Source organism: Pyxidicoccus sp. M6, assembly GCF_055568925.1.
Genome location: NZ_CM145714.1, coordinates 7,279,457 through 7,304,415 on the forward strand (window position 1 = coordinate 7,279,457; position 24,959 = coordinate 7,304,415).

Annotated in this window: 19 protein-coding genes and 1 tRNA gene; 1 reads left to right on the top strand and 19 read right to left on the bottom strand. The window is 69.7% G+C overall.

Annotated features, from left to right (window positions below; translation table 11 throughout):
- Positions 1–35: 35 nt before the first annotated feature.
- The 12 genes from pheT to ACVTJA_RS28635 all read right to left on the bottom strand — a co-directional run bounded on the left by pheT (position 36) and on the right by ACVTJA_RS28635 (position 11,527).
- Entirely contained in the window at positions 36–2,450 is a 2,415-nt protein-coding gene (pheT, locus tag ACVTJA_RS28580; protein ID WP_465824321.1) for a phenylalanine--tRNA ligase subunit beta, read from the bottom strand.
- A gap of 67 nt (positions 2,451–2,517) precedes the next feature.
- Complete coding sequence (pheS, locus tag ACVTJA_RS28585) at positions 2,518–3,567, bottom strand: phenylalanine--tRNA ligase subunit alpha (protein WP_465824323.1); 1,050 nt, start codon at positions 3,565–3,567, stop codon at positions 2,518–2,520.
- Positions 3,568–3,722: 155 nt separating this feature from the next.
- The gene (gene rplT, locus ACVTJA_RS28590) at positions 3,723–4,070 is read right to left on the bottom strand and encodes a 50S ribosomal protein L20 (protein ID WP_465824325.1); all 348 of its coding nucleotides are present in this window, start codon (positions 4,068–4,070) and stop codon (positions 3,723–3,725) included.
- A gap of 87 nt (positions 4,071–4,157) precedes the next feature.
- Entirely contained in the window at positions 4,158–4,364 is a 207-nt protein-coding gene (gene rpmI, locus ACVTJA_RS28595) for a 50S ribosomal protein L35 (RefSeq protein ID WP_465824327.1), read from the bottom strand.
- Positions 4,365–4,453: 89 nt separating this feature from the next.
- Entirely contained in the window at positions 4,454–5,182 is a 729-nt protein-coding gene (infC, locus tag ACVTJA_RS28600; protein WP_465840530.1) for a translation initiation factor IF-3, read from the bottom strand.
- Between the two features lie 99 nt (positions 5,183–5,281).
- Complete coding sequence (gene thrS / locus ACVTJA_RS28605) at positions 5,282–7,210, bottom strand: threonine--tRNA ligase (protein ID WP_465824328.1); 1,929 nt, start codon at positions 7,208–7,210, stop codon at positions 5,282–5,284.
- 77 nt (positions 7,211–7,287) lie between these two features.
- Positions 7,288–7,359, bottom strand: a tRNA-Val gene (locus ACVTJA_RS28610).
- A gap of 68 nt (positions 7,360–7,427) precedes the next feature.
- A complete protein-coding gene (locus tag ACVTJA_RS28615; protein WP_465824330.1) occupies positions 7,428–8,114 on the bottom strand; it encodes a uracil-DNA glycosylase in 687 nt (228 codons plus the stop codon).
- 25 nt (positions 8,115–8,139) lie between these two features.
- Positions 8,140–9,243, bottom strand: a complete 1,104-nt coding sequence (locus ACVTJA_RS28620) for an AI-2E family transporter (protein ID WP_465824332.1) — start codon at positions 9,241–9,243, stop codon at positions 8,140–8,142.
- 489 nt (positions 9,244–9,732) lie between these two features.
- Positions 9,733–10,092, bottom strand: a complete 360-nt coding sequence (locus ACVTJA_RS28625) for a PEGA domain-containing protein (protein WP_465824334.1) — start codon at positions 10,090–10,092, stop codon at positions 9,733–9,735.
- 137 nt (positions 10,093–10,229) lie between these two features.
- Positions 10,230–11,072, bottom strand: a complete 843-nt coding sequence (locus ACVTJA_RS28630) for an LPP20 family lipoprotein (RefSeq protein WP_465824336.1) — start codon at positions 11,070–11,072, stop codon at positions 10,230–10,232.
- Between the two features lie 116 nt (positions 11,073–11,188).
- Entirely contained in the window at positions 11,189–11,527 is a 339-nt protein-coding gene (locus tag ACVTJA_RS28635; protein WP_465824338.1) for a PilZ domain-containing protein, read from the bottom strand.
- A 199-nt stretch (positions 11,528–11,726) separates the two neighbouring features.
- On the opposite strand from ACVTJA_RS28635, the gene ACVTJA_RS28640 reads away from it, so the two are divergent.
- Positions 11,727–12,452: an FKBP-type peptidyl-prolyl cis-trans isomerase gene (locus ACVTJA_RS28640; protein ID WP_465824340.1), complete on the top strand. Its 726-nt coding sequence runs from the start codon at positions 11,727–11,729 to the stop codon at positions 12,450–12,452.
- A 47-nt stretch (positions 12,453–12,499) separates the two neighbouring features.
- Here the strand turns inward: ACVTJA_RS28640 and ACVTJA_RS28645 are convergent, their stop codons facing one another.
- From ACVTJA_RS28645 to ACVTJA_RS28675, 7 genes are all read right to left on the bottom strand, one after another.
- Positions 12,500–14,485 carry a gluzincin family metallopeptidase gene (locus tag ACVTJA_RS28645; protein WP_465840531.1) on the bottom strand — a complete coding sequence of 662 codons (1,986 nt, stop codon included), beginning with the start codon at positions 14,483–14,485 and terminating at the stop codon, positions 12,500–12,502.
- Between the two features lie 270 nt (positions 14,486–14,755).
- Positions 14,756–20,176, bottom strand: a complete 5,421-nt coding sequence (locus ACVTJA_RS28650) for a trifunctional serine/threonine-protein kinase/ATP-binding protein/sensor histidine kinase (protein WP_465824341.1) — start codon at positions 20,174–20,176, stop codon at positions 14,756–14,758.
- A 42-nt stretch (positions 20,177–20,218) separates the two neighbouring features.
- Positions 20,219–21,646 carry a hypothetical protein gene (locus ACVTJA_RS28655; protein WP_465824343.1) on the bottom strand — a complete coding sequence of 476 codons (1,428 nt, stop codon included), beginning with the start codon at positions 21,644–21,646 and terminating at the stop codon, positions 20,219–20,221.
- A gap of 4 nt (positions 21,647–21,650) precedes the next feature.
- Complete coding sequence (locus ACVTJA_RS28660) at positions 21,651–22,490, bottom strand: hypothetical protein (protein ID WP_465824345.1); 840 nt, start codon at positions 22,488–22,490, stop codon at positions 21,651–21,653.
- A complete protein-coding gene (locus ACVTJA_RS28665) occupies positions 22,484–23,683 on the bottom strand; it encodes a ferritin-like domain-containing protein (protein ID WP_465824347.1) in 1,200 nt (399 codons plus the stop codon). The genes ACVTJA_RS28660 and ACVTJA_RS28665 overlap by 7 nt, the downstream gene beginning before the upstream one ends.
- Before the next feature lie 29 nt (positions 23,684–23,712).
- Positions 23,713–24,309, bottom strand: coding sequence for a hypothetical protein (locus tag ACVTJA_RS28670; RefSeq protein ID WP_465824349.1), 597 nt, complete (start codon positions 24,307–24,309; stop codon positions 23,713–23,715).
- A gap of 356 nt (positions 24,310–24,665) precedes the next feature.
- Positions 24,666–24,869: a cold-shock protein gene (locus tag ACVTJA_RS28675; RefSeq protein WP_043400630.1), complete on the bottom strand. Its 204-nt coding sequence runs from the start codon at positions 24,867–24,869 to the stop codon at positions 24,666–24,668.
- Positions 24,870–24,959: the final 90 nt, after the last annotated feature.

The window sequence follows — 24,959 nt, forward strand, 5'->3', positions numbered from 1 at the left end:
GGAGACGTGTCAACCCTCTGACTTCATTCAGGAATTCACGCTCGGAGCTCGGCCCCCAGCCGCCGCTTCACCTCGTCGACGATGCGCTTGTGCGCGTCGTCCACCTCCACGTCGGTCAGCGTCCTCTCGGCCGAGCGGTAGCGCAGCGCGTACGCCAGGTTCTTCCGTCCCTCCGGAATCGGCTTGCCCGTGTACACGTCGAACACCTGCGCGTCCTCCACGAGCGGCCGGCCCACCTCCAGGATGACCCGTCGCACCTCGTCGTTCGCCAGCTCCACCGGCACCACCACCGCGAGGTCTCGCAGCACCGCCGGGAAGCGCGGCAGCGGCCGGTACGCGGGCACCAGCTTCGCGGCCGCGTATAGCGGCTCCGTGTCCAGTTCGAAGGCGTACACGCCCTCTGGCAGTCCCAGCGCCTTCACCACGCGCGGATGCAGCTCGCCCACGTGGCCCAGCACCTGGCCGTCCGCCGTCTTCACCTGCGCGCTGGCCTTCGGGTGGTACGCCGGATGCTCGCCGGGCGAGAAGGTGACGCCCTCCACGCGCAGCGCCTCCAGCACCCCCTCCACCGCGCCCTTCGCGTCGTAGAAGTCCGCGCGCGCGTCCTTCTGCGTCCAGCTCCGGCCGCCGCCGCGCAGGCCCCACACCAGGCCACCCACGCGATGCACCTCGCGCGCCGCGGGGCGCTGGCCCTGGCCGCCCTGCGCATCCCGGAAGTACGCGCGGCCCGTCTCGTAGATGGCCACCGACTCCACCTGGTGACGCACGCTGCGCGACAGGTTCTCCAAGAGGCCCGGCAGCAGGCTGGTGCGCATCACCGACTGCTCCGCGCTCAGCGGGTTGAGCAGCGCCACCGGCTGCTCCTTCACGCCCAGCACCTCCAGGTTCTTCGGCGCGACGAACGAGTAGTTCACCACCTCGCTCAGCCCCGCCCCCGCCAGCGCGTGGCGCATGCGGCGCTCGGCCTCCGCGTGCGCGGGCTCCGGCGCCAGCTCCGCCAGGCCGCGCGGCAGCTTCGCGGGGATGTTGTCGTAGCCATAGACGCGGGCGACCTCCTCCAGCAGGTCCTCCTCACGCTCCACGTCCACGCGCGCCCGGGGCACCTCGTACGTCACCTGCCCCGTCCCCTCCTCCACCGCCTTGAAGCCCAGGGCCGCGAGGATGCGCCGCACCTCGGGCTCCGCCACCGCCACGCCCAGCACCTTCTCCACCCGCGCGAAGCGCAGCGTCACCCGCCGCGGCGGCTTCGGCGCCGGGTACACGTCCACGCGCCCCGGGGCCACCGTGCCGCCGGAAAGCTCCGCGATGAGCTGCGCCGCGCGGTCGATGGCCGGCACCACCGCGTCCAGGTCCGCGCCGCGCTCGAAGCGGTGCGACGCCTCGGTGTGCAGCACGTGCCGCTTCGCCGTCCTGCGCACGCCCGAGCCCTGGAAGTTCGCCGACTCCAGCACCAGCCGCTTCGTGACCGGCGTCACCTCGCTGTCGCCGCCACCCATGACGCCCGCGAGCGCCTGCGCCTGCTTCGCGTCCGCGATGACCAGGTCATCCGCGTCCAGCGTGCGCTGCTTGCCGTCCAGCGTCGTCAGCTTCTCGCCCTGCTTCGCGAGGCGGACCACGATTTCCTGCCCGCCCAGCTTGTCCAGGTCGAACGCGTGCAGCGGCTGGCCGTACTCCAGGTTCACGTAGTTCGTGACGTCCACCACGTTGTTGATGGCGCGCACGCCGGCCGCCTTCAGCCGGTCCTGCATCCACTGCGGAGACGGGCCGATGGTGACGTTCTCCACCACGCGCGCCACGTACCGCGGGCAGCGCTCGGACGAGTCCACGCGCACCTTCACGTGCTCGGACGCGGGCTTCCCGGACTCGGCCGGCTTCGGCTGCGGCACCTTGAGCGCGGCGCCCGTCACCACGCCCACCTCGCGCGCCACGCCCAGGTGGCTCAGCGCGTCTGGCCGGTTCGGCGTGACGTTGACCTCCAGCACCACGTCATCCAGCCCCAGCGCCTCGGCGATGGGCGTGCCCGCCTTCGCGTCGGGCGACAGGATGAGCAGCCCGCTGGACTCCTCGGACAGCCCCAGCTCCTTCGAGGAGCAGAGCATGCCGAAGCTGTCCACGCCGCGCAGCGCCGCCTGCTTGATGTCCGCGCCGTTGGGCAGCTTCGTGCCCACCGTGGCCAGCGGCACCTTGTCGCCGACCTTGTAGTTCTTCGCGCCGCACACCACCTGCAGCAGCGCCGTCCCGCCGATGTCCACCTGCGTGACGGACAGCTTGTCCGCGTTGGGGTGCTGCACGGACTCCTTGATCTGCGCCACCACCACGCCGCGAAGACCTTCCGCGGGGCGCTCCATTCCTTCAATCTCCAGGCCCGCGGCGGTCAGCTTGCGCGCCAGCTCGTCCACGGACGGCGGCAGCGCCACGTAATCGCCCAGCCACTTCACCGAAATCTTCACAGGTCCACCCTCTTGCCCAACGGCCGGAACACAGGGGCGCGCGAGTCAAACGGCGCCCCCACGGGACTCAGAACTGCTCGAGGAAGCGCGCGTCGTTCTCGAACATCATCCGCAGGTCGTCGATGCGGTAGCGCAGCATGGCGATGCGCTCCACGCCCATGCCGAACGCGTAGCCCGTCACCTCGCCCGGGTCATACCCCGCCGACGTGAAGACGTTGGGGTGCACCATGCCGCTGCCCAACACCTCCAGCCAGCCCGTCTGCTTGCACACCCGGCACCCCTTCCCGCCGCACGAGGTGCAGGAGATATCCACCTCCGCCGACGGCTCCGTGAAGGGGAAGAAGGACGGGCGGAAGCGCGTGCGCGTGTCCGAGCCGAAGAACGCCTTCACGAAGGCGTCCAGCGAGCCCTTGAGCTCCGCGAACGTCACATCCTTGTCCACCAGCAGGCCCTCCACCTGGTGGAACATGGGCGTGTGGGTGATGTCCGAATCGCGCCGGTACACGCGCCCCGGCATCACCGCGCGGATGGGCGGCTTGCGGTTGAGCATGTACCGCACCTGCACCGGCGACGTGTGCGTGCGCAGCAGCACCGGGCTGTCCGCCTTCTTCGCGTGGCCCAGCGAGGCCTCGTCCACGTAGAACGTGTCCTGCATGTCCCGCGCGGGGTGGTCCTTCGGCAGGTTCAGCGCCTCGAAGTTGAAGTAGTCCAGCTCGATTTCCGGGCCGCTGGCCACGTCGAAGCCGAGCCGGGAGAACGTCCGGACGATGTCCTCCATCGTCCGGGACACCGGGTGCCGGCTGCCCGGCGACACCGTACGCCCCGGCAGCGTCACGTCCAGGCCCGGGCCCTTGAGCTGCGCCGCCAGCTCCGCCTCTTCCACCCGCTGCACGGCCTCGGCGAGCAGCTTCTCCAGCTCCGCCTTCACGCTGTTGGCCACCTCGCCCAGCGCGCGCCGCTCCTCGGGGGGCAGCTTGCCCATGCCGCCCAGCACTCCGGACAGCTCACCCTTCTTGCCCAGGTAGCGGACCCGAAGCGCCTCCACCGCGGACTTCTCGGACGCGACGCCAATCTCCTGTCGCGCGGACTCCGCCAGTGCCAGCAACCGATCCCGCATGGCCTTCCACCTCCACGCCCCGTGCGCCCTCAGGCGCGAGGCAAAAAAAAGGGCCGCCCCGAAGAGGCAGCCCGTTCACTCACCCGGAAAGGAGCGGAGGCCGAAGCCACCGCCCACCTTCCGTCTTGTTGCCGGCCCTCACGGGCCAGCGTGTCTCAGGCCGCCTTCGCGCTGTTGGCGACGGCCGCAAAGCCCGCGGGGTCCGCGATGGCCATGTCGGAGAGAACCTTGCGGTTCAGCCCGATGTTGGCCTTCGCCAGGCCGGCGATCAGCTTCGAGTAGGACAGGCCCACCGTGCGAGCGGCCGCGTTGATGCGGACGATCCACAGACGGCGGAAGTCCCGCTTGCGCTGCATGCGGTCGCGGCTGGCGTAGTCCAGCGCCCGCTCAACGGCCTGGTTGGCGCGCTTGTAGCAGTTCTTCCGACGGCCGCGGTAGCCCTTGGCCAGCTTCAAAATCCTATTGCGACGGCGACGAGCCTTGAAACCCTTCTTGACGCGCATGACTCAACTCCCGACTGCGTAGTTTGAAGCCCCGCGGGTATTGGCGTACCGCCGCACCGACGAGGCCACGCTTACTGCCAACCCTCTTCAGCCCCCGTAGGGGAACATCTCCTTGATGACCTTCTTCGCGTCCATGTCGCGCAGATGGCCAGTGCCGCGGTTGCCGCGCTTCTGCTTCGGCGTCTTGGCGTGCGTGAAGAGGTGCTTGCCGTAGGCCTTACCGTGCTTGACCTTGCCACTCTTCTTCACGTCGAAGCGCTTCTTCGCGCTGCTGCGGGTCTTCAACTTCGGCATTGTCCTGATCCTTCCTCACTCAGTGCCGTCAGCCTGCGGCCTCGGGCGTTGTCAAACCGGGCCGCAGCAGGTGCCGGCAGCCTCTATCACTATTTCGGCTCGGCGGGTGGGGAAGCTGTCGCCGCCGTGGCGGTAACCACCTGGGTGGCTACCACCCCACCTGCCTGCCCACCGGCCGGGCGGCTCGCGCCCTCCGGCTTCACCCCGTCCACCACCACCTCGTTGGGCTTGCCGGCCGGCTTGCCCTCGTCCTTCTTCGTCGCCGCCTCGGCCTGCTGCCGGGCCAGCTCGCGCGCCCTCGCCGCCACCTTCGGGTTGGGGGCCAGGATCATGAACATCTGGCGCCCTTCCATGCGCGGCGCCTGCTCCACCACCGCCACTTCCTTCAGGTCCTTGATGACATCGTCGAGGATGCCACTCCCCAGCTCCTTGTGCGTGATTTCACGCCCGCGGAACATGATGGTCACCTTCGCCTTGTTGCCCTCTTCGAGGAACCGGCGAATGTTCCGGACCTTGAACTCGTAGTCGTGTTCCTCCGTCTTCGGGCGGAGCTTCACCTCCTTGAGGTGAACCACGACCTGCTTCTTCTTGGCTTCCGAGGCCTTTTTCTTCTCCTCGTACTTGAACTTGCCGTAGTCCATGATCTTGCAGACCGGCGGCTTCGCCATGGGGTTGACCTCGACGAGGTCCATCCCCTCTGACTGGGCGCGCTCCAGCGCTGCTTCGATCGGCAAGACGCCAAGCTGCTCGCCGCCCGAGCCTACGACCCGGACTTCACGAGCACGGATTCGACGATTCGTTCTCTGGTCGCGAACGATAGGAGAATCCTCCGAAAGTGGGGCACCATATCCAGGTGGGACGCGGAGTCAAGACCCGCCCAGCCTGCCAGTGTCACACTGCACGGAGCGTGCTCCTACCTACGGCAGGGCGGCCTCCTTCGCGAGGAGGGCCTCGAAGTCCTCCAGCTTCATGGTCTTCAGATCCTCACCACCATACCGGCGCGGAGCCACCGCCCCGGCCTCCACCTCGTTGTCGCCCACCACCAGGGTGAAGGGCACCTTCTGGAGCTGGGCCTCGCGAATCTTCGCGTTGAGCGTCATGCCGCGCTCGTCCAACTCCACCCGGTAGCCCTTGGCGCGCAGGCCGTCGCGCACCTTGCGGGCGTAGTCGAGCTGCCGGTCCGCCACGGTGACGAGCGTCGCCTGCACCGGGGAGAGCCACACCGGGAACGCGCCGGCGAAGTGCTCGATGAGGATGGCGGTGAAGCGCTCGAAGGAGCCGAAGATGGCGCGGTGGAGCACCACGGGGCGGTGCTCGGCGTTGTCCTCGCCCACGTACGTCAGGTCGAAGCGCTCCGGGGCCAGGTAGTCCAGCTGCATGGTGCCCAGCTGCCACCGGCGGCCGATGCTGTCCGACACCGCGAAGTCGATCTTCGGGCCGTAGAAGGCGCCGTCGCCCGGGGCCAGCTCGTACGCGAGGCCCAGCGACTCGAGCGCCGCCTTCAGGCCGCCCTCGGCGCGGTCCCACAGCGAGTCGTCGCCCAGCCGCTGCTCGGGACGCGTGGACAGCTTCACCGCGTAGGTGAGGCCCACCGCCTTGTAGACGCGGTCCAGCAGCTTCACGAAGCGCCGCACCTCGTCGGTGATCTGGCTCTCCATGCAGTAGATGTGGGCGTCGTCCTGCGCGAACTGGCGCACGCGCGTGAGGCCGCCGAGCGAGCCCGCCGCCTCGTTGCGGTGCAGCACGTCCTGCGTGTGGAAGCGCAGCGGCAGGTCTCTGTAGCTGTGCTTCTTGAAGCCGTAGAACAGGTGGTGCGACGGGCAGTTCATCGGCTTGAGGGAGAAGTCATGCTCGCCGGACTCGCTGTCCAGGACGAGGAACATGTTCTCCTTGTACTTGCCCCAGTGGCCGCTCGTCTCCCAGAGCCCCTTGTTGAACATCAGGGGCGTCTTGATCTCCACGTAGCCGTCCTCGGCCGTGAGGTCGCGCATCCAGTTGGACAGCGTCTGGTAGAGCGCGGTGCCCTTCGGCGTCCAGAAGGCGGCGCCGGGCGCGTACTGGTGGAAGTGGAAGAGGTCCAGCTCCTTGCCCAGCTTGCGGTGGTCGCGCTTCTTCGCCTCCTCGATGCGCGTCAGGTACTCCTGCAGCGCCTTCTTGTCGAAGAAGGCCGTGCCGTAGACGCGCTGGAGCATCGGGTTGCGGTGGTCGCCGCGCCAGTAGGCGCCGCTGGACGAGAGGATCTTGATGACGCCGATCTTCCCGGTGCTCGGCGCGTGGGGCCCGAGGCAGAAGTCCACCCAGTCACCGTGCGTGTAGAGCGTGAGCGTCTTGGCGCCCTTGGCGGCGATGTCCTTGACGATCTCCACCTTGAACTTCTCGCCCTTGTCCTCGAAGAGCTTCACCGCCTCGTCCATGGAGATTTCGGTGCGGACGAAGGGTGCGTCCTTCTTCAGCTCGGCGTTGGCCTCGGCTTCAATCTTCTCGAGGTCCTCGGGCGTGAAGGGCTTCTCGCGGAAGAAGTCGTAGTAGAAGCCCTCCTCCGTCGCCGGGCCGATGGTGACCTGCGTGCCGGGGAAGAGGCGCTGCACGGCGCTGGCCACCACGTGGGCGGCGTCGTGGCGGATGAGCTCCAGGGCTTCGGGGCTCTTCGGCGTGAAGATCTGGAGCTTCGCGTCCTCTTCCAGCTTCCGGGCCAGGTCCATGTCCTGGCCGTTGACCCGGGCGAAGAGGGCGGCCTTGGCCAGGCCCGCGCCGATGCTCTCACGCACGAAGTCCGCGATGGAGGTGCCCCGGGCGGTCTGCTTCTGGCTGCCGTCGGGGAGCGTCACCGTGATCATTTCGGACATGTGAGACCTCAGGAAAAACAGCGGGCGGCAGGCTCTTGAGAAGCCGTGCCGCCCGCTGGATGAAACCTCTACTGTGTTGGGTCGTAGTGGGATCGAACCACTGACCCCTACCGTGTCAAGGTAGTGCTCTACCGCTGAGCTAACGACCCGTCGTGTTGAAGCGCGGGCGGGAATAGCAGCGGGCTCCCGCGGCTGTCAAGGAAACACGGACGACAATTCACCTCTTCCCGTCCAGCAGCACGCGGACGCGCGCCATCACCGCGTCGAACATCGCCGGGGTGAGACGCCCCGTCTGGGTGTTCTGCTGGCTGACGTGGTAGCAACCCATGAGCGTCCGCCCGCCCGGCAGCGCCACCTCCGCGCCGTGGCCGAAGGCGGGACGGGGCGGGCCCACCGGGACGCCGGAGCGCTCCAGCGAGGCGAGCGCCGCGTTCCACCCGATGGCCCCCAGCGCGAGCAGCACCCGGGCGGGCAGGAGCGCCATCTCCCGGTCCAGGAACGGCGCGCACCGGGCCAGCTCCTCGGGCAGCGGCTTGTTGTCCGGCGGGGCACAGCGGGCCGCCGCCACGATGAAGGCGTCCTGGAGCGCGAGCCCGTCGTCCCGATGCTCGCTCGTCGGCTGGTTGGCGAACCCCGCGCGGTGCAGGCCGGCGAAGAGGAAGTCCCCGGAACGGTCTCCGGTGAACATCCGCCCCGTCCGGTTGGCCCCGTGCGCCGCCGGCGCGAGCCCCACGATGACCAGCCGCGCCTTCGGGTCTCCGAAGCCCGGCACCGGCCGGCCCCAGTAGTTCCAGTCGCGCCAGGCCCGGCGCTTCACCCGGGCCACCTCCTCCCGCCACTCCACCAGCCGGGGGCAGGCCGTGCAGGCGACGATTTCCTTGTGCAGCTTCTCCAGCTTCGTCACCGCGGGCTCCCCTCGCCTCCCCTGCTCACTGCGAGGAGGCCTCGCCCGTATATAGCGACGTGCGCCGGTAGCGCTGCACCACCACGCGCAGCACCACCTTGAGGATGGCCGCCACCGGTACGGCCAGGAGGATGCCCACGAAACCGAACAGCTCGCCGAAGGCGAGGATGGCGATGATGACCGCCACCGGCGCCAGGCCCACCTTCTCGCCGACGATGCGCGGAGTGATGACCAGCCCCTCCAGCAGCTGCCCCACGACGAAGGTGCCCGCCACCGCCGCGAGCTGCCAGGGCCCCTGCCACGACAGCATCAGCCCCACCAGCGACAGCAGGATGCCCACGCCCGTGCCCAGGTACGGCACCATGTTGCCGAAGCCGGCAATCACGCCGATGACGATGGCCATGTCGATGCCGGCCAGCGACAGCCCCACCGCGTAGATGGCCGACAGCACCGCGCCCACCGTGAGCTGCCCGCGCACGAAGGCGGAGAGCACCTCGTCCACCTCGGCGAAGCGGCGGCCGACGAGGGCCACCGTGCGGCGGGGCAACAGGTCGCGCACCATGCCCATCAGCCGCGGGTAGTCCTGGAGGAAGAAGAAGGCCAGCACCGGCACCACGGACAGGCCCAGCAGCGTGGCCACGAAGCGCGCCGTGTTGCCCGCGAAGCTCGCCAGGATTCGCGCCGCCGCGGGGCCCGCGCTCTGCGCCAGGTCCGACGCCTGCTGTCCCAGCTCCGCGGTGCGCTGCCGCACGAGGTCCGGCAGCGAGCGCCCCAGCAGCGCCTCGATGTGCGGCACCACCTGCGTGCTTCCGCGACGGAAGAAGTCGGGCAGCTTCGCCGCTTCATCGCGGAACACCGGGACGAGGTACAGCACCGCGCCCGCCGCCAGCAGCGTGCCGCCGACGAAGACGAGCGTCGTCCCCCACGTGCGGCCCAGCCCCCGCTTCTCCAGGGCCGTCACCATGGGGTTGAAGATGTAGGCCCCCGCCAGCGCCAGCAGCACCGGCACCGCCACGCCGCCGAACACGGAGAGCAACGCGAACACCAGCCCCAGCGAGCCCACCATCACCGCGGACCACCACAGGTCGATGCGCCGCGCATCCACCTCGGTGAGTCCCACCTCGGGCATGGGCGGCAGGACGCCGCCTGACGGTGGAGCGCTCGGCTGCCCGGCTCCTCCCGGGACGGGGTGTGCCACGGCGTGGAGCACCGATGTGGATGCGGCACCCGGCTGACCGGCTCCAGGCTGAGCAGGGGGCGTCACCGCGTGGAGCACGGGCTTGGATGAAGCACCCGGCCCGGCATGCGCGCCAGGAGCCGCCCCCGTGTGGGGCGCGGGCGTGGATGATGCGGCGGGTGCTACCCCGGCACGAGCACTCGGTTTCCGACGGCGTCCGATGGCGTTCTCCTCTTCTGGTCCGGGCTACGGCTTCTTCAAGCCGCCATTGCGCTTCACGAAAGCGCCGAAATCATCGTTGGCCCGCTTCGTGTCCAGCTTCATCACGGGGCCTGCCTTGTCGCCCACCACCATCCCCCCGGCTCACCGCCGCCGCGGCGAGCCCCGGCAGGAGCTGCAGCGCCGCCACCAGTGCCCTCGCAGCCAACGCGTCCCGTCGCATCACGGAGCACCTCCGCCAGGAGGCGCCACGGAGCGGAGCTGGATGGTCAGCCTCGCCCGGGCCCCGCTGGCCTCGAAGTACGTCGTGTACGGCCAGAAGCCCTGCTTCTTCACCTCGACGTGGTGCAGCCCCGCGCCCACCCGCAGCGACCTTGGCGAGCCCGAGAAGTCGCGGCACAGCCCCTGGAGGACGCCGTCCAGGTACACCTCCGCGTCCACCGGCTCGCAGCGCAGGGCCAGGTTTCCGCTCGGCGCCTCCGCGCTCGCCATGAGCTTGCGCGCCTTCGCCACGGACTCGGGCTCCTGGCGCCCCGCACACGCGCACGCCAACACCGCCGCTGCCAGCAGGACTCCTCGCATCAACGCGCCAGTGTCAGCCCGACGGTGTTGCTCGTCACGTCCGTCATCACCATCTGGGTACCGTTCTGCTCCGCCTGGGAGAGGTAGTAGTCGACCACGGCCTTGCGCACGTTCGCGACGATGTCCTTGCCCCGGTGCTAGTGGGTGACGATGACGACCCGGCCTTCGGCCAGGAAGCGTGTGTTGACCTCGGCCAGCGCCTTCACGTCATCCGAGGCGAGCACCAGGTCCGAGCCCTTCAGCCCCGTGGCCTTCACCACCAGCGGCTTCTCGCCCACCAGCGTCGCCTTCTTCGCAGCCTCGAGGCTGTCGAACCAGGCCGCCACGCCCGCGGTGGCGCGGCTCTCGTCGGAGAGCGCCGCCGCGCCGTAGAGCGCCTTGCCGCTGCCATCCAACAGCCGAGGCGCCAGCACGGGCTTCGCGCCCAGGCCCCGCGCGTCCACCACCAGTCCCGTGTACTTCTGCGCGCCCCCGGCGTTGAGAGCAATCGCGGTGTCCGGCGCGGACGTCACCAGCGACGCGGTGATGGCCGCGAGCGGCACCTCCACGTCCACCTCCACGCCGCTGTCCGAGAAGTACCGCTTGGCCACGACCTTGTAGCCGCGGATGGCGCCCTCGACGCGGCCTCGCACCTCGTCGCGGGCCATCTCGTCCGCGACGGTGCGGCTGGCGCTGAGATGGATGCCTCGCGCCTGCTCCAGGAGGTTTCGGAACGCGTCCATCTTCGCGGCGCGCTCCGCGCCCAGTCGCGCCTGCGCCGGATTGGCCGCCTTCAGGTCCGGAGCGCCCGAGCCCGTGGCCCGCAGCACCTGCCCCTCCCAGTTGACGCCGGCGCTCGTCAGCTTCGCGGCCTCCGCCGCGGTACTCGCGGGCTTCACGGCCTCGGCCGCGGCGACCGGTGGCGGGGCCTTCGCTCCCTTGCCCTGGCCGAGCGCCGTCAGCGGCACCGCCAGCAACATCCCCCACAGCGAACGCCTCACGGAAATCCTCCAGTCCTCACCCGACCCGGCGGGTAGACACAGGACAGAATGATCCGCCATTGAATGGGGCCGCTTCGAATGAAGTCAAGGCGCGCTCCGGGGCGCGCCGCGGCGCGTCAGTGCTCGTTGCCGTGTCGGTCGACGTAGGCGTCGATCATCTTCCGGTGACGCTCGGTGAGGAGCGTGAAGCGGACGCCCGAGCGCTCGCGCTTCGCGGTGGAGGCCTCCACCCACTCGCGCACCACTTCACCCTCGGCGTAGATGATCTCTTCCGAGCCGGGGAGCTGGAACTGGAGACCCACGCGCTTCGCCTCGTGCTGCGGCTCGAGCAGGCGAGCGAGGCTCAGTCCCTCCTGGCTGATGTCCGCGGCCCGCGACATGTACGGCACGCCACCCATGTACTTGTTCAGGTAGATGTCGAGGGGCGCCCGCCGGGCCTTCCGCTTGTCGCTCATAGCTCCGTCGCCTCCAGTGAGTGCAACAGGTCGCTTCGGGGGTGAAGCAACCTGAGATTCAGGGTAGAGGCGCGCGATGAAGTCGCAAGAAAACGACCGGTGCTCAGCGCAGCAGGCCGCGAGGCATGCGCCCACTGTGCTTCCCCGCCGGAACATTGCCGCGCGGCTATAGTCCGCGGCTCCCATGAAAGGCGAACGCATGCGAACGATGTGGATGTCGGCCCTGGTGCTGGCGCTCGGCGCGCCCTCGGTCTACGCGCAAACCAACAAGCCCGCGAAGAAGCCCGAGCCCGCAGCCAAGGCGCCCCCGGCCGCGCCGTTCAATCCCGAGTCCGAGGATGCGAAGACCATCTACGCGCTCGGCGTCTCCGTGGGGCGTGACCTGTCCTCCTTCGCGCTGACACCCGAGGAGGTGCAGCTCCTCCAGAAGGGCATCGCGGACAGCATCGCCGGCACCGCGCCCACGCTGGACCCGAAGGAGATCGGACCCAAGATCCAGGCGCTCGCGAAGGCGCGACAGGCGCAGGCCAGCGCCGCCATGCTGGAGCGCGCCGCGAAGGAGCCCGGGGCCGTGAAGCTCCCTTCGGGCGTCATCTACCGCGAGGTGCAGGCGGGCACCGGCCACGGCCCGCGCCCCACCGACACCGTGAAGGTGCACTACGAGGGCCGGCTGGTGGACGGCACCGTGTTCGACAGCTCGGCGAAGCGCGGCGTCCCCGCCGAGTTCCCCCTCAACGGCGTCATCCCCTGCTGGACCCAGGGCGTCGCGAAGATGAAGGTGGGTGGCAAGGCGAAGCTCACCTGCCCGGGCAGCACCGCGTACGGAGAGCGCCCGCCTCCGGGCTCGCGCATTCCGCCCAACGCCGTCCTCATCTTCGACGTGGAGCTGGTGGACATCCCCGGCGATACCTCGAAGCAGCCGTAGCTCCGGGCCGCCGGGCTCCGTCGTCGTGACGGAGCCCGGTGCGGCACTCAGTGCTTGTCGAGCGCGGCCTCGGTGGCGTGCAGCAGCGCGTCCGCGCTCACCGGCGCGCCCGTGGCGTGAATCATCCACTGGTCCGGCGTCACGGAGCCATAGCTGGCCATGCGCTCGAACTCCGCGCCCAGCGGGCCCTTGCGCTTGAGGTGCTCCTCGATCTGGAACGCGATGAGGTGCCCCAGCGGATAGTCCGGCAGATAGAGCGGGTAGCTGATCATGTGGCTGTAGACGCCCAGCAGCGTCGCGCCCTCCCCGCCCAGCACCGGCGCGTAGTACCGGTTCCACACGTCCCGGGAGATGCCCACCACCGCGTCGCGCAGCTCCGCCGGCTTCGCGTCCGGGTGCTCGTACAGCCAGTGCCACACGGCGATGTCCACCAGCGCGACGCCGGCAATCTCCCACGTCTGCCAGAAGTCGTTGAGCACCCGCTCGCGCTCGGCCGCCGCGTCCGGCTTGCCCAGGCCCAGCAGCTCCAAGTCGCGCGCCTGGAACACGAAGGCCAGTGCCTCCGTGAAGGCGCTGTTGGGCACGCCCGCGAGCAGCGTGTGGTCCACCGAGTAGAGGCTGAACACCTGCTCCACGTTGTGACCGAACTCGTGCACCGCGATGTTGTAGCCCTTGTAGTTCATGCCCCCCTTCTCCACGCGCGTGCGCAGGTGCGGGAAGTCTCCGCGCCGCATCGCCTGCTGCGCGTGGCCCGCTCCGCGTGACGCGTCCACCTGGATGCGCACCGCCAGCCAGCTCGCCTTCTCGCGCGTGAAGCCCAGGCCCTGGAGGATGCGCGGCAGGTCCTTCGCGAAGGCCTCCGCCGTGGGGTAGCGCTTGCGCGTCAGCGCATCCAGCTCCGACTCCGGCCGCTTCGAGCCCGGCTTGAAGCCCGGGTACCAGAGGTCCTGCGGCCCGAGCTTCCGCCCCACCCGCGCCTCGATTTCCTTCGCCACGCGCGGCACCACCGGCGACTCCAGCACCTGCGTGAGCAGCGCCTTCACGCGCTCCTCGGGAATCTCACGCATCAGCTCGAAGCTGCGCGCGATTCGCGTGGGCGCCACCGGCGAGTACGGGTCCGCCTTGCGCGCCGCCTGGAAGACGGAGAGCAGGTTCGCATAGCGCTTGTCCGGCTCCGGGGCCGCGTCCGCCTTCGCCCCGCGCGCGGGCGCGTCCGCCTCCACCGTCTCCGGCGGCGCCACCGTCACCGCGTTGGTGAAGGGGTTCCAGTCCAGCCTCGGGTTGTCGATGACGACGGCGGGAATCGTCTGCGTGACGATGCGCTCCATCACCTGGAGGATGAGCTTCTGCTTCGCCGGCCCGTTCGGGTCCGTGTAGTCGCCCTTCAGCTCGTCGCGCAGGTTCCAGTGGCTGATGAGCCGCAGCCCCTTCGGGAAGGGCCGCTTCCCCTCCGAGTCCACGAGGTGGTGCATCCAGATGTTGTACTCGGCGATGTAGAGGTTGGCCGCGGCGATGGCCCGCGACGACTCCTGCTCCACCTCCGCCGGCACGCGCCGGTTGAAGCGCGACGCCAGCCGCACCTCCGCCCACTGCCGCCGCGTCCACTTCGGGCCCTGCTCCACGCGCTCGGCCAGCGTGGTGAGCGGGAAGTTGAGCAGCACCACGAAGCCGACCTTCGCCCGGAACAAGTCCGACGTGACGTTGGTGGACGGGTCATACGAAGCCAGCAGCGGCTCCACCGGCAGGAGCGGCCCCAGGTCCAGGTCCGTGTACCACTGCAGTTCGCGGCCCAATTCATTCATGTGTCCGTCGAGCTGCTCGAACACGCGCTCCAGCCGCGCGAAGGTGGCATCCAGCGCCTTCGAGTCCGACAGGAACTGCTCGCGGATGAACTCCGCCGCGTCCCCGTCCTCCTCGCGCCACTGCGCCAGCACCTGGTCCACGCCGCGCTCGATTCGCGCGCGCTGCGCCTCGCCGTGCTTCGCCACCAGTTCCGCCTTCAGCGCGGCAGCGTCCGGCGCGGGCTTCTTCATCGCGGGCTCCTGGGGGGCGGCGCTCGTGGCGGGCAGCTCTCGCGTCGCGGAGGGTGTCTCCGCCCCACGAGCGCCTGGCGGCTCCGCCACGGATTGCGCGGTGGAGCAGCCGAGCGCGGCCAGCAGGGGCAGCAACCGGACCCGGGCGGCCCGGGACTTCGTCGACGACATGGCGGGGACTCCTCCTTCGCTCGCCGGGTGGAGGGACGCGGTGCCGTCCAGCCAAGCGGCGACACCATAGCCCACGGACGCGAAGGGCTCCCCGCATGTCTACACGCGCTTGGGGAGGACGATGGTGAACTCCGCGTAGTCGTCTTCCCGGGCCGCGACGCTCAGGTCTCCCTGGTGCTTCTGGACCACGATGTCGTAGCAGATGGACAGCCCCAGCCCGGTGCCCTCCCCGGGCGGCTTGGTGGTGAAGAAGGGCTGGAAGACCTGATCGAGGTGCTCCTTCGCGATGCCCATGCCGTTGTCGCGGATGGTGATTTCGATCTCCCGCTCCCGGTTGACCGTCCGCACCTGGAGCTCCGGGACGTACGCCTCCCCCAGCTTCTTGCGCTTCTGCTCCATCGAGTAGCAGGCGTTGTCGAAGATGTTGATGAACACCCGCCCCAGCTCCTGGGCCATCAGCTCCACCTTGCCGATGCGCGCGTCGTACGACTCGACGAAGGTGAGCTTGAACGGCTTCACCCGCGCCATCAGGGACTGGTTCGTGAGCTGAACGGATTCCCGCAGGAGCTCGTTCACGTCGGTGACCACGCGCTTCGCGCTCGACGCCAGCGAGTGCGTCAGCATGCTGCCGATGATGCCGTTGGCCCGCTTGCCGTGCTCGGAGATGCGGTCCGCGTAGATGGCCATCTCGGAGAGGAGCTGCTTGACGTCGTCCATCCGCTTGGGGTCGGGCATCTCCCTCAGTGCCTCCAGCTCCTCGGTGGCATCGATGCTGTGGTGCTTGGAGAGCTCGGCGAAGTTGATGATGAAGTTGAGCGGGTTGCGCAGCTCGTGCGCCACGCCCGCCGCCAGCCGTCCCAACGAGGCCATCTTCTCCCGCAGCACGAGCATCCGCTGGGCCTCGGTGAGCTGGGCCAGGGCCTGCTGCAGCTCCTGGTTCTTGTCCCCCAGCTCGCGGGTCCGCGCCGCGACCTTCTCCTCCAGCGTCTGGTTGGAGAGCGCGAGCTCCTTGTTCGCCAGCTCCAGTTCCCGGTAGAGCCGGGCATGGTCGATGGCGATGGCCATCTCCGCCGACAGCAGCTTCAGCAGCTCGATGCGCTCGTGGGTGAAGGCCCCCGACACGAGATTGTTCTCCAGGTACAGCAGCGCCGTCAGCCGGCCCTGGTTGATGAGCGGCATGCACAGGATGGAACGGGCATGGTGGCGCCGGACATACGGCTCCTCCGTGAAGAGCCCCTCCGAGGACGCGTCGTTCAACACCTCCGGCCTGCGGCTGCGCGCGACGAGCTGGACGAGGGCCGGCAGCAGCGCCTCGCTGGAGGCCACGGGGGCGGAATGCAGCACCTGGAGCCGTGAGCCGTCCGCCTCGGCCTCGATGAAGAGCTGCCCCTCCGACTCCAGGATGAGGAGCGCCTTCTGGGCACCGGCGTTCTCGAGCACCGTCGTCAGCAGCCGGGCGAGCAGCTTGTCCAGGGCCAGCTCCCCGGAGAGCGCCTTCGAAGCCTTGAGCACCGTGCGCAGGTCCAGCGAGCCCTCGCCGACGAACTCCTCCGTCGACGTGCCCTGGACGGTGAGCCCACCCCGGAGCGAGGGCGCCGCGTGCGCCAGCTCATGGCGGAAGCTCGCCGCCAGGTGCCCCACCTTGGCCGCCGCGCCCCAGCGTTGGTAGGTGTAGTGGGCGTCGCGCACGTAATGACGGGCCAGGTGCGCGTGCCCCCGCTCCCGATGGAACCGGGCCGCCAGCTCGTGCGCCAGCGCCTCGTCCCACAGGAACTGATGCTGCTGCGCGAAGTGGATGGCGTCGTCGTAGGACTGCCGCGCATCGGCCGCCCTCCCCAGAACCCGGGCGCGCTCGGCCTCCACCAGCGCCACCTTCTGGGCGAGGTTGCCGGGAGCATGCCGGGCCCACGTGCGCAGCAGCTCCAGGTCGGCCTCCGCCCGCGCGAGCAGCTCCGCCCGGCGCCCCTCCTCGCGGGTGGCGGCGGCACACGCCAGATGGGTCAGCGCGTCGTAGAAGCGGAACGCCATCATGAAGACCGCGATGGTGATGGCCCCCATGTACTTCTCCGCCTCGCGCGCGTGCACCAGCGCCTGGTCCAGCTCGCCGAAGAGGTAGCAGAGGGCGAGCTTGTTCAGGTGGAACAGGCCGAGCGCGACGATGCTGTTCGACTCGACGTAGCGGGGCAGCTCCTTGCGCTCGTCGAAGACCTCCCCCACCAGCAGGCATGGGTCCGCGCTGCCGCCGAGGAGGTTGAGGATGGCCTGCCAGTGGATGCCATTGACCTCGCGGGGCCACTCCTGCTTGAGCTGGCGCAGCGCCCGGTCATAGGACGTCGCGCTCGCGGCCAGCACCGGCAGCTCCGCGCCGGACCAGTAGGGCTGGCAGAGCGCGCCGCAGAAGTTCAGGCCGGCGAAGTCCTGGTCACCGCTCTCCAGCCCCAGCCGGTAGCCTTCCAGGAAGGGCTCCGGCTCCTTCACGCTCTCGCGCCAGTAGCGCACGAAGAAGTTGAACATGAAGGTGGCGCTGGACCTGTCCCTGCCCTGGAAGCGCTCCGCCACCTGGAGCGCCAGCCGGCCGAAGCGGTAGCCCGACTCGATGTCGCCGGTGACACACAGCAGGAACGCGTAGGCCACCAGCCCGCGCGCCGAGTTCCACGTGAGGCCGTGGGTGAGCGAGAGGATGACCTCGTGATAGACGACGAGCGCGTACACGCCCGGCGCGCTGTTGTAGGCGGGGATGTACAGGCGGGCCAGCAGCTCCATGGCGGCCAGCCGCTCCGCGTCGCTCATCTCCGGCAGCGACACGAGCGACTCGATGTCACGCCCGGCCCAGGTGGCTGCCGCCTCGGCCGCCACGGACGCGATGAAGGCCGGGTCCGGCGACGCCGGAATATCGATGCCCAGCAGCTTCAGCGCCCGGAGCCCGGCCTCCACGCCCGCGCGCAGCTCCTTGCGCGCGGAGTAGGACTGGAGCTCCGTCTTGTAGGAGCGCACCTTGTCCAGCACCGTTCGCGCGTGCGTCCAGACGGCCTGGAGCAGCCGCCGCATCTCCTCGTACTCGCCACACAGGTAGGCCGCCTCCGCGGCCTCGTCGAAGAGCTCGAGGGCGAGCGCATACTGGCGCTCCCAGCATTCGCGCAGCGCCTCGGGAGGCTGCGAGCCCGCCCCGCCAGCGTCCGGCTCCCCCAACAACTGGAGCCCCGTGCGCAGGTAGCGCAGCGCGGGCTCGTGCGCCGCGGAGGACTTGGCCTTGCGGCCAGCCAGCAGGTACAGCCGCGCCAGTGCGTCCCGCTCCTCGCGCGCCCGCGCGTGCTCGATGCCATGGCCGAGCTGGTGGACGATGTCGAAGATGCGCTGCCCGAGCGCGTCCGGCGGGGTGGCCTCCCACAACATCCGCCCCAGCTTCCAGTGGATGCGGCGCTTCTCGTCGCCGTCGATGAGCGAGTACGCCGCCTGCTGGATGCGGTCGTGCGTGAACCGGTAGGCCACGTTCAGCGCGTCCGGCAGGCCCTGCACGTCCAGGCCGGCCAGCTTGTACGTGTCATCGAGCGGCACGACGAGCCCCTCGGCGAGCGCCTCCCAGAGGGCCGCAGCGGACTCTCTCGGGGAGCGCTCCGTGACGATGGCCAGGGTGCGCAGGTCGAACACGCCGCCCACGCAGGCCGCGAGCTGGAGCACCCGCTGGCACTCGGGCGACAGCCTGCGCACGCGCTCGGCCATGAAGACGACGACGTTGTCCGTCACGTGCGCCGAGGCGACCTGGTCCAGGCTCCAGCACCAGCCCGCGGGGAGCTCGAAGCGGATGAGCCGCTCGTCCACGAGGTGCTTGAGGAACTCGCCCAGGAAGAAGGGATTGCCGCCCGTCTTCGCGTGGGCCAGCTGCGCCAGGGGTAGCACGTCGGCCGGCTCGCGCCCGAACGCGTCCTGGATGAGTCGGGCCACGTGCTCCACGTCCAGCGGCCGGAGGGCAATCTCGCGCATGGCCACCCCCGCCTTGCGCAACTGCGCCAGCGTCAGCATGAGCGGGTGCGTGTCACTGACCTCGTTGTCCCGGTACGCGCCGATGAGCAGCAGGTGCGCGCTGTCTCCGTCCGTCATCAGCGCCTGGAGCAGCGCCAGGGACGCGCCATCCACCCATTGGAGGTCGTCGATGAAGAGCACCAGCGGGTGCTCGGGCCCCGCGAGCACGCGGATGAAGGCCTGGAACGTGACATGGAAGCGGTTCTTCGCCTCGCCCGGCTCCAGGTCCGGGACGGGAGCCTGGGGACCGAGGATGACCTCCAGGTCCGGAATCACGTCGGTGATGACGCGGGCATTGGCGCCCAGCGCCTCGCAGAGCCGGGTGCGCCAGCGGGCGATGCGCTCCTGGGACTCCGTCAGCAACTGGCGGACGAGCCCCTGGAACGCCTGCACCAGCGGAGCGTAGGGCTCGTCGCGAGTGAGCTGGTCGAACTTGCCGGAGATGACGTAGCCGCGCCGCCGGGTGAGGGGCTTGTGCAGCTCGCGGACGAGCGCGGACTTGCCGATGCCCGAATAGCCACTCACCAGCGCGAGCTCGCTGGCCCCGGCCGCGACGCGTTCGAATGCCGCGAGCAGCTCCTCCTTCTCCTGCTCGCGGCCGTAGAGCTTCTGCGGGAGCTGGAAGCGGTCCGAGAAGTCCTGCAGGCCCACGGTGAAGGGCGTGGTGATGCTCCCGCTCCGCCGCCGTCCGCACTCCTCCAGGTCGCGCAGCAGGCCATGGCAGGACTGGTAGCGGTCCTCCGCGTTCTTCGCCAGCAGCCGCATGATGGTGTCCGACAGCGCCCGCTCCACGCCCGGCTGGAGCTCATGGGGCGGAGTCGGCTGGCGGGCCAGGTGGGCGTGCACGCACTCGAGCGGGTCGGTGGTGGCGAAGGGCGGCTGCCCGGTGACGAACTCGTAGAGCGTGGCGCCCAGCGAGTAGAAGTCCGTGCGGAAGTCGATGACCCGGTTCATCCGCCCCGTCTGCTCCGGGGAGATGTACGCCAGCGTTCCCTCCAGGCGGCTCGGGTCTCTGGGCGCCGTGCTCTCGCGGGAGAGCACGGACGAGATGCCGAAGTCGATGACCTTGAGCGTCCCGTCGTCCGGGTTGAGGACGAGGTTGGTCGGGTTGATGTCCTTGTGGATGACGCCCCGGGAGTGCAGTCGGGCCAGGGTGGCGGCCACCGCCGAGGACAGCCGGAGGACCTCGTCCAGCGGGAAGCGCTGCTGCCGGACGAGCCGCGCCAGCGAGCTGCCGCCGAAGTCCTCCAGGACCATGAACCAGCGCGGCCCGGCGCGGTTCAGGTCGAGGGCCTGGACCACCCCGTCGACGTCTCCCAGGCTCCGGGTGACCTCGAACTCGCGCTGGAACCAGGCGAGCCGCTCCGGGGACGGATAGGCGTCCGCGAGCATCTTGAGGACGACGGGCCGGTCGTCGCTCTCACGCCGGGCGCGGTAGACGAGGGAGTTCTTCCCTTCGTGGAGCTGCTCGATGAGCTGGAAGCCTGGGATTGGGGACATGGCTCTGGACCTCTTGGCGCGGGGTGGGAACCAAACGCGGTTTCAGTGCTGGACCGCGCACGGATTGCCGTCGAGCTGCGCTCGCTGGGGCGACAGGGACCAGATGCGGTCCGTTCCGGCCGCCGGGTCGTGGCACCCCATGCACGAGTCCTGCTGGGAATAGGTCTCCAGCCGTACGTTCGCGGCGACCTGGGGCGCCGGCCCGTCGGGCACCACGAACCACTGCCGCGCCACCATCCGGTAGTGACTCCACGGCTCGGGCAGGTGCGAGAGAAGCGTGTTCGCCAGGTCCAGCGTGGGAGCTATCGGATTGAGCCGGCACTCACCGGAGGGCGTGCTCGCCCCAGCGGGCGGGGGCCCGCACACGAAGGGCTGGGGCTCGTGCGCGAAGCCCACGCCCCCATCACAGGCAGGCACATCCTCCGGCTGCTCGAAGGTCGTCCAGATCCACTTGTCCTGCGACTCACCACAGGGCCCCCCGTCGCCCGAGCAACCACACCCCACGCCCCCATCCACCACGGACTGATACGCGCTCTTGTAGACGACGTGCAGGGCGGCCAGGCCCAGCGTCGTCTCGGTGCAGACGCGCACGCCCGCATCATCCGGGGTGAGCACCAGGAGGTCCTGGGTGAAGTAGGTCCCCCCGTCGAGCTCCTCCTCCGGAAGCTCGCGCCACGCGGCCTTCACCATCAGCGCCCCGTCCGTGTCGACATCCGCCGCGGGCATGCAGAACCCGCCCTGGGGAAAGCGCACGCAGCCGTCGCTCCCCCCATCGCTCAAACAGTCATAGAGCGGCTGGTTGAAGGCAATCGCACCGCGGTAGGCCTTGCCGCGCGCGTCGATGTCGGGACCGGTGAGCATGGCGGCCAGCCCGCCGTCGAACGCGTTGCTGCCCGTCTTCACCAGGTTCACCTTGTCGATGACCTCGCCGTACTGGCCAGAGAGCCGGGCCCAGTTCGGCCCCACGGGCGTGACACCCCCGTCCTTGAACTGGAGCACGTCGCAGGGCGGGCGCCCCGCCAGGGCATGGCTGTTCCAGGCCGTCAGCGTGCCCGCGTCGCCCACCGCCTCCCAGTCCTGCTTCCACGTCTGCCAGACCCGGGGCAGCCCGCGGTACGCGTCGTCCCGGAGGGACTCCGGAAAGGAGACCGCCAGGGGAACGCCGCGGCCCGCGTCCGTGTCAGCCGGCCAGTTGATGGCGACGAACACCCGGGTCATCAGCCCGACGAGGACCTCGTTGGGGTTGCCATCGGGCCTGGGCACGGTGGAGCCGAAGTGGGGCAGCTCCACGTCCCCCGCGTCCCACGGTCCCGCGTCCATTTGCGAGCCCGCGTCCATTTGCGGGCCCGCGTCGCGCATCCCCACCACCGGGGGCACGGCCTCCGTGGAGGTGCAGCCCGGGCCACTGACGGCCACCACCACGGCCACGGCCAACGCGAGGGACAAGACCAGGGAGGACACATTGTTCATGGCGTCATGGCCCCTTACCGACAGCGGGGATGGTCAGCATTCCGCGCACGAAGCCCGACAGCGCATCGCTGTCCCAGGCGCCCATCCAGAACGCGATGGGCCACGGATGCTCCGAATCGAGCCGGGCCCCGAGCCGCTCCTCCGCGTCGCGGAGCGAGGTGGGGCCCTGCATCTCGAAGCGGTAGTCGTTGTAGAAGGAGAGCGACGCCACCTGGAGTCGCTCGGGGGCCTCGATGGAGAGCTCCTGGATGCGCTTGCCCAGCGCGGCGCGCGCCACCGGGTCGTGCGTCTCACGCAGGTCCGCCTCGAGCCGCGCCTTGCGCTCCCGCCGCCACGCCAGGGGCTCCCGGATGCCGGTGGCGTCCGCGACGCGGAGGCGGTCCACCGTGAGGGGAATCAGCGAGCCGCGCCGGGCAAGGAACTCGACGGGGACCCGATGGAGCGGCAGCGAGGGCGAGGGCGGATACAGGATGTCCTCGCGCTCGATGAGGATGCCCGCCCCCGAGATGCGGAGATGGAACGGGACGATGGTCCCCTGGGCGGAGTCGCGCAGGACGTAGTTGCGCGACTCGAAGCGCGGGCTGCCGAGCAGCTCGACGCGGCCCCCCACCAGCGGATGCCCGGACACGGGCGTCCCCCCGAGGGAGACGGCCTTCACGAACACGCCCACCCGGGGCCCGTGCGAGCGCGGCGCCACCGGCGCATGGAAGCGGATGACGCGGTCCAGGTCGGGCTCACCCGCGACGGCGAAGGTGAAGCCGCTGACGCCCCGGGGCTCGTCCGTCGGGTCCGGGTCGGTGGGCAGCCGACACTGGAACCAGCCCTCGAAATCAATGGTCACCATGACCCTGTTCCACCTCTCAGGACGCGAAGCAGGACGTCGCGCCCCAGGCCCAGCTGTCGGGCGAAGTTCACGGCGATGCGCTCCAGGTTCTCTTCGAGCAGCTCCAGCCGGGGCAGCACGCGGGGCACCCAGTCCCCCTGCTCCGCGCCCACGGCGCGCTTCAAATGCGCGGCGTCCCGCGCGAGGCCCTCCAGCCGCTCGTGGAGGATGGCCCAGGCGGTCCGTCCCGCCGGTGGCAATATCGGGGCACCCGGGAGCTCGAAGCAGGCGCCCCCCGTCATGGGCGCCCCACCCTCCGAGGCAGGCATCAGCGTGAGGAGCTCTCCCAGGGGCCGGATGACGGCCGTCATGAAGGGAAAGAAGGCCGTGCGAGTGAGCACCTCCGTCTCGGAGGGCGGCTCATCCGCGCGGTTGTAGAGCCGGGTCAGCATCAGGACCATGACCTCGTAGGCGGCGTTGAAGAGCCCGGCGGCCTCGCGCGTGCGGGGGTGGCGCAGCTCCGTCGCCGTCCCTCCGTCGCTCCCGCGCGCGAGCACCCAGGGATTGAGGACCACGTCCCTGGCCGGCGCGAAGGTGGCGTCGTCGCGCAGCAGCGCCGCCAGCTCGCGCCGGATGGCTTCGATGCGCTCACCGTGTCCGTGCTCCCGGATGCGCCGGACGACCTCCTGGGCCGACGCGAGCGAGGACACGCGGGTCAGCTCCACATCGAACTGCCCCGGGCGGATGCGCAGCTCCTGGTTGGTGACCTGGTACTGCGCGGGCCCGAGGAAGAGCTGCGGGCTCGTGCGGTCGACCTGCGCGAGCGCCTCGGCGATGCGCTCGTACAGCGCGTCGATACGTTGGCCCGGGCCCGGAACCTCCGGGGACTCGTAGGCGGCGAAGCGTTCGAGCGCCTCGCGACCGAAGGGCGTCAGCTCCAGCGTGGAGCAGCCCGGACCGCCGCGGCCGAAGTGCGGCGCGCCGCCCACCGCGAGCAGCAGGTTGCAGACCAGCCCGTGGTGCATCATCTCCTGCCGGGCCAGGCTCAAGAGCTCCGCCTTCCAGCCGCGGAGCTGCTCCAGCCGCACCCAGTCCACCCCCTCCTCGGGGTGACTCTTCAGGGAGAAGGCCGCGAAGAGATACTGGCAGGTGATGCCGTGCTCGATTTCCGCCGCCTCGCGGAGCGCGGCGGTCAATGACTCCCTGGAGTGCATGGGGGCTGCCTCGCGCGTCCGGCGTCGGCTCAGCAGACGAACTGGTACTGGGCGTACAGCGTCGCCGACATGTCCTGCATGCCCTGGGCGAGCTGCTTGTTGGTGCCGGTGTTCTGGTACGAGGTGAGCAGCGCCTGCATCGCGCCGTACGCGTCCTGCAGCGCGTCCTCGCTGATTCCACCCTGCTCGAGCAACTGCGCGCGCGCGGCCGCGTCGTCCTGGGCGAAGGTGTTGCCCACCGTCGTGCTGCTCAACAGCAGGAGGAAGGCGGTGAAGATGGCGGTGGGCGTGAGGCTGCTGTTGGCCGTTCCATTCGGAATCTGCACGGTGGCCGGCCCGCCCATGTTCGTCTCGAAGGCATTGAGGATGGCCTGCGCCGTCCCGGCGATGCCCGTGCCGTTCGTGTTGTAGAAGGCGATGTCATCCCCGATGCCCTGGCTCGGCACGTTGTTCTCCGAGGGGATGCCGTACTCCTGGCAAAGCTTCTGTCGCCAGTGCGGCTTCTGGCAGTTCCTGGCCACTTCCTCGTTGATGGGCTGCTGGGTGAGCGCCTGGAAGAGGAACTGCAGCATCTTCATGAGGTTCTGCGCGGTTTCCCGGTCGGTGACGTAGGTCGGCGTGGCCATGCCTGGATTGCCTCCTCGAAAGGGGGATGAACCGAGGACAGGGCCAGGTGTGCAGTGGGGGAATGCCTGTCGTCGGATGAGCCAACGAAACAAGCAAACCCCGTGCGAGCCAACAGGGCTGCCCTCCAGGACAGGTCGGAAATGACGGGTGGAACCACACCCAGCACGTTTCCCCAGGGAGGGCGAACCGTGGAGGAGTCAGCAGGGGACGCGGCGGCGCGGACGGCGCGTCCTGGGGGGACGCGCATGCGTCCCGGCGAGACGCGAGCGGCGGGACGCCAGAAACACGAAGGGCCCGACCCTTGCCAGGCCGGACCCCCATGTAGCATCAGGAAGTCGTTTGAACGACGCCCAGCTCAGGCGGCGCGAACGTTCTGCGCCTGCAGGCCCTTGGGGCCCTTGGTGACCTCGAACTCCACCCTCTGGCCCTCGGCCAGGGTGCGGAAGCCATCCATGTTGATGGCGGTGTGGTGGCAGAACACGTCCTCACCACCCCCGTCCTGGGTGATGAAGCCGAAGCCCTTCGCGTCGTTGAACCACTTCACGGTACCGGTAGCCATTTGCGCTCTTCTTCTTTCGTCACGGACGCGAAAATCCGTCGTCCGGTCCGGGCGAGTGATGCCACCCGGACTCGCGCAATCTATGCGCGG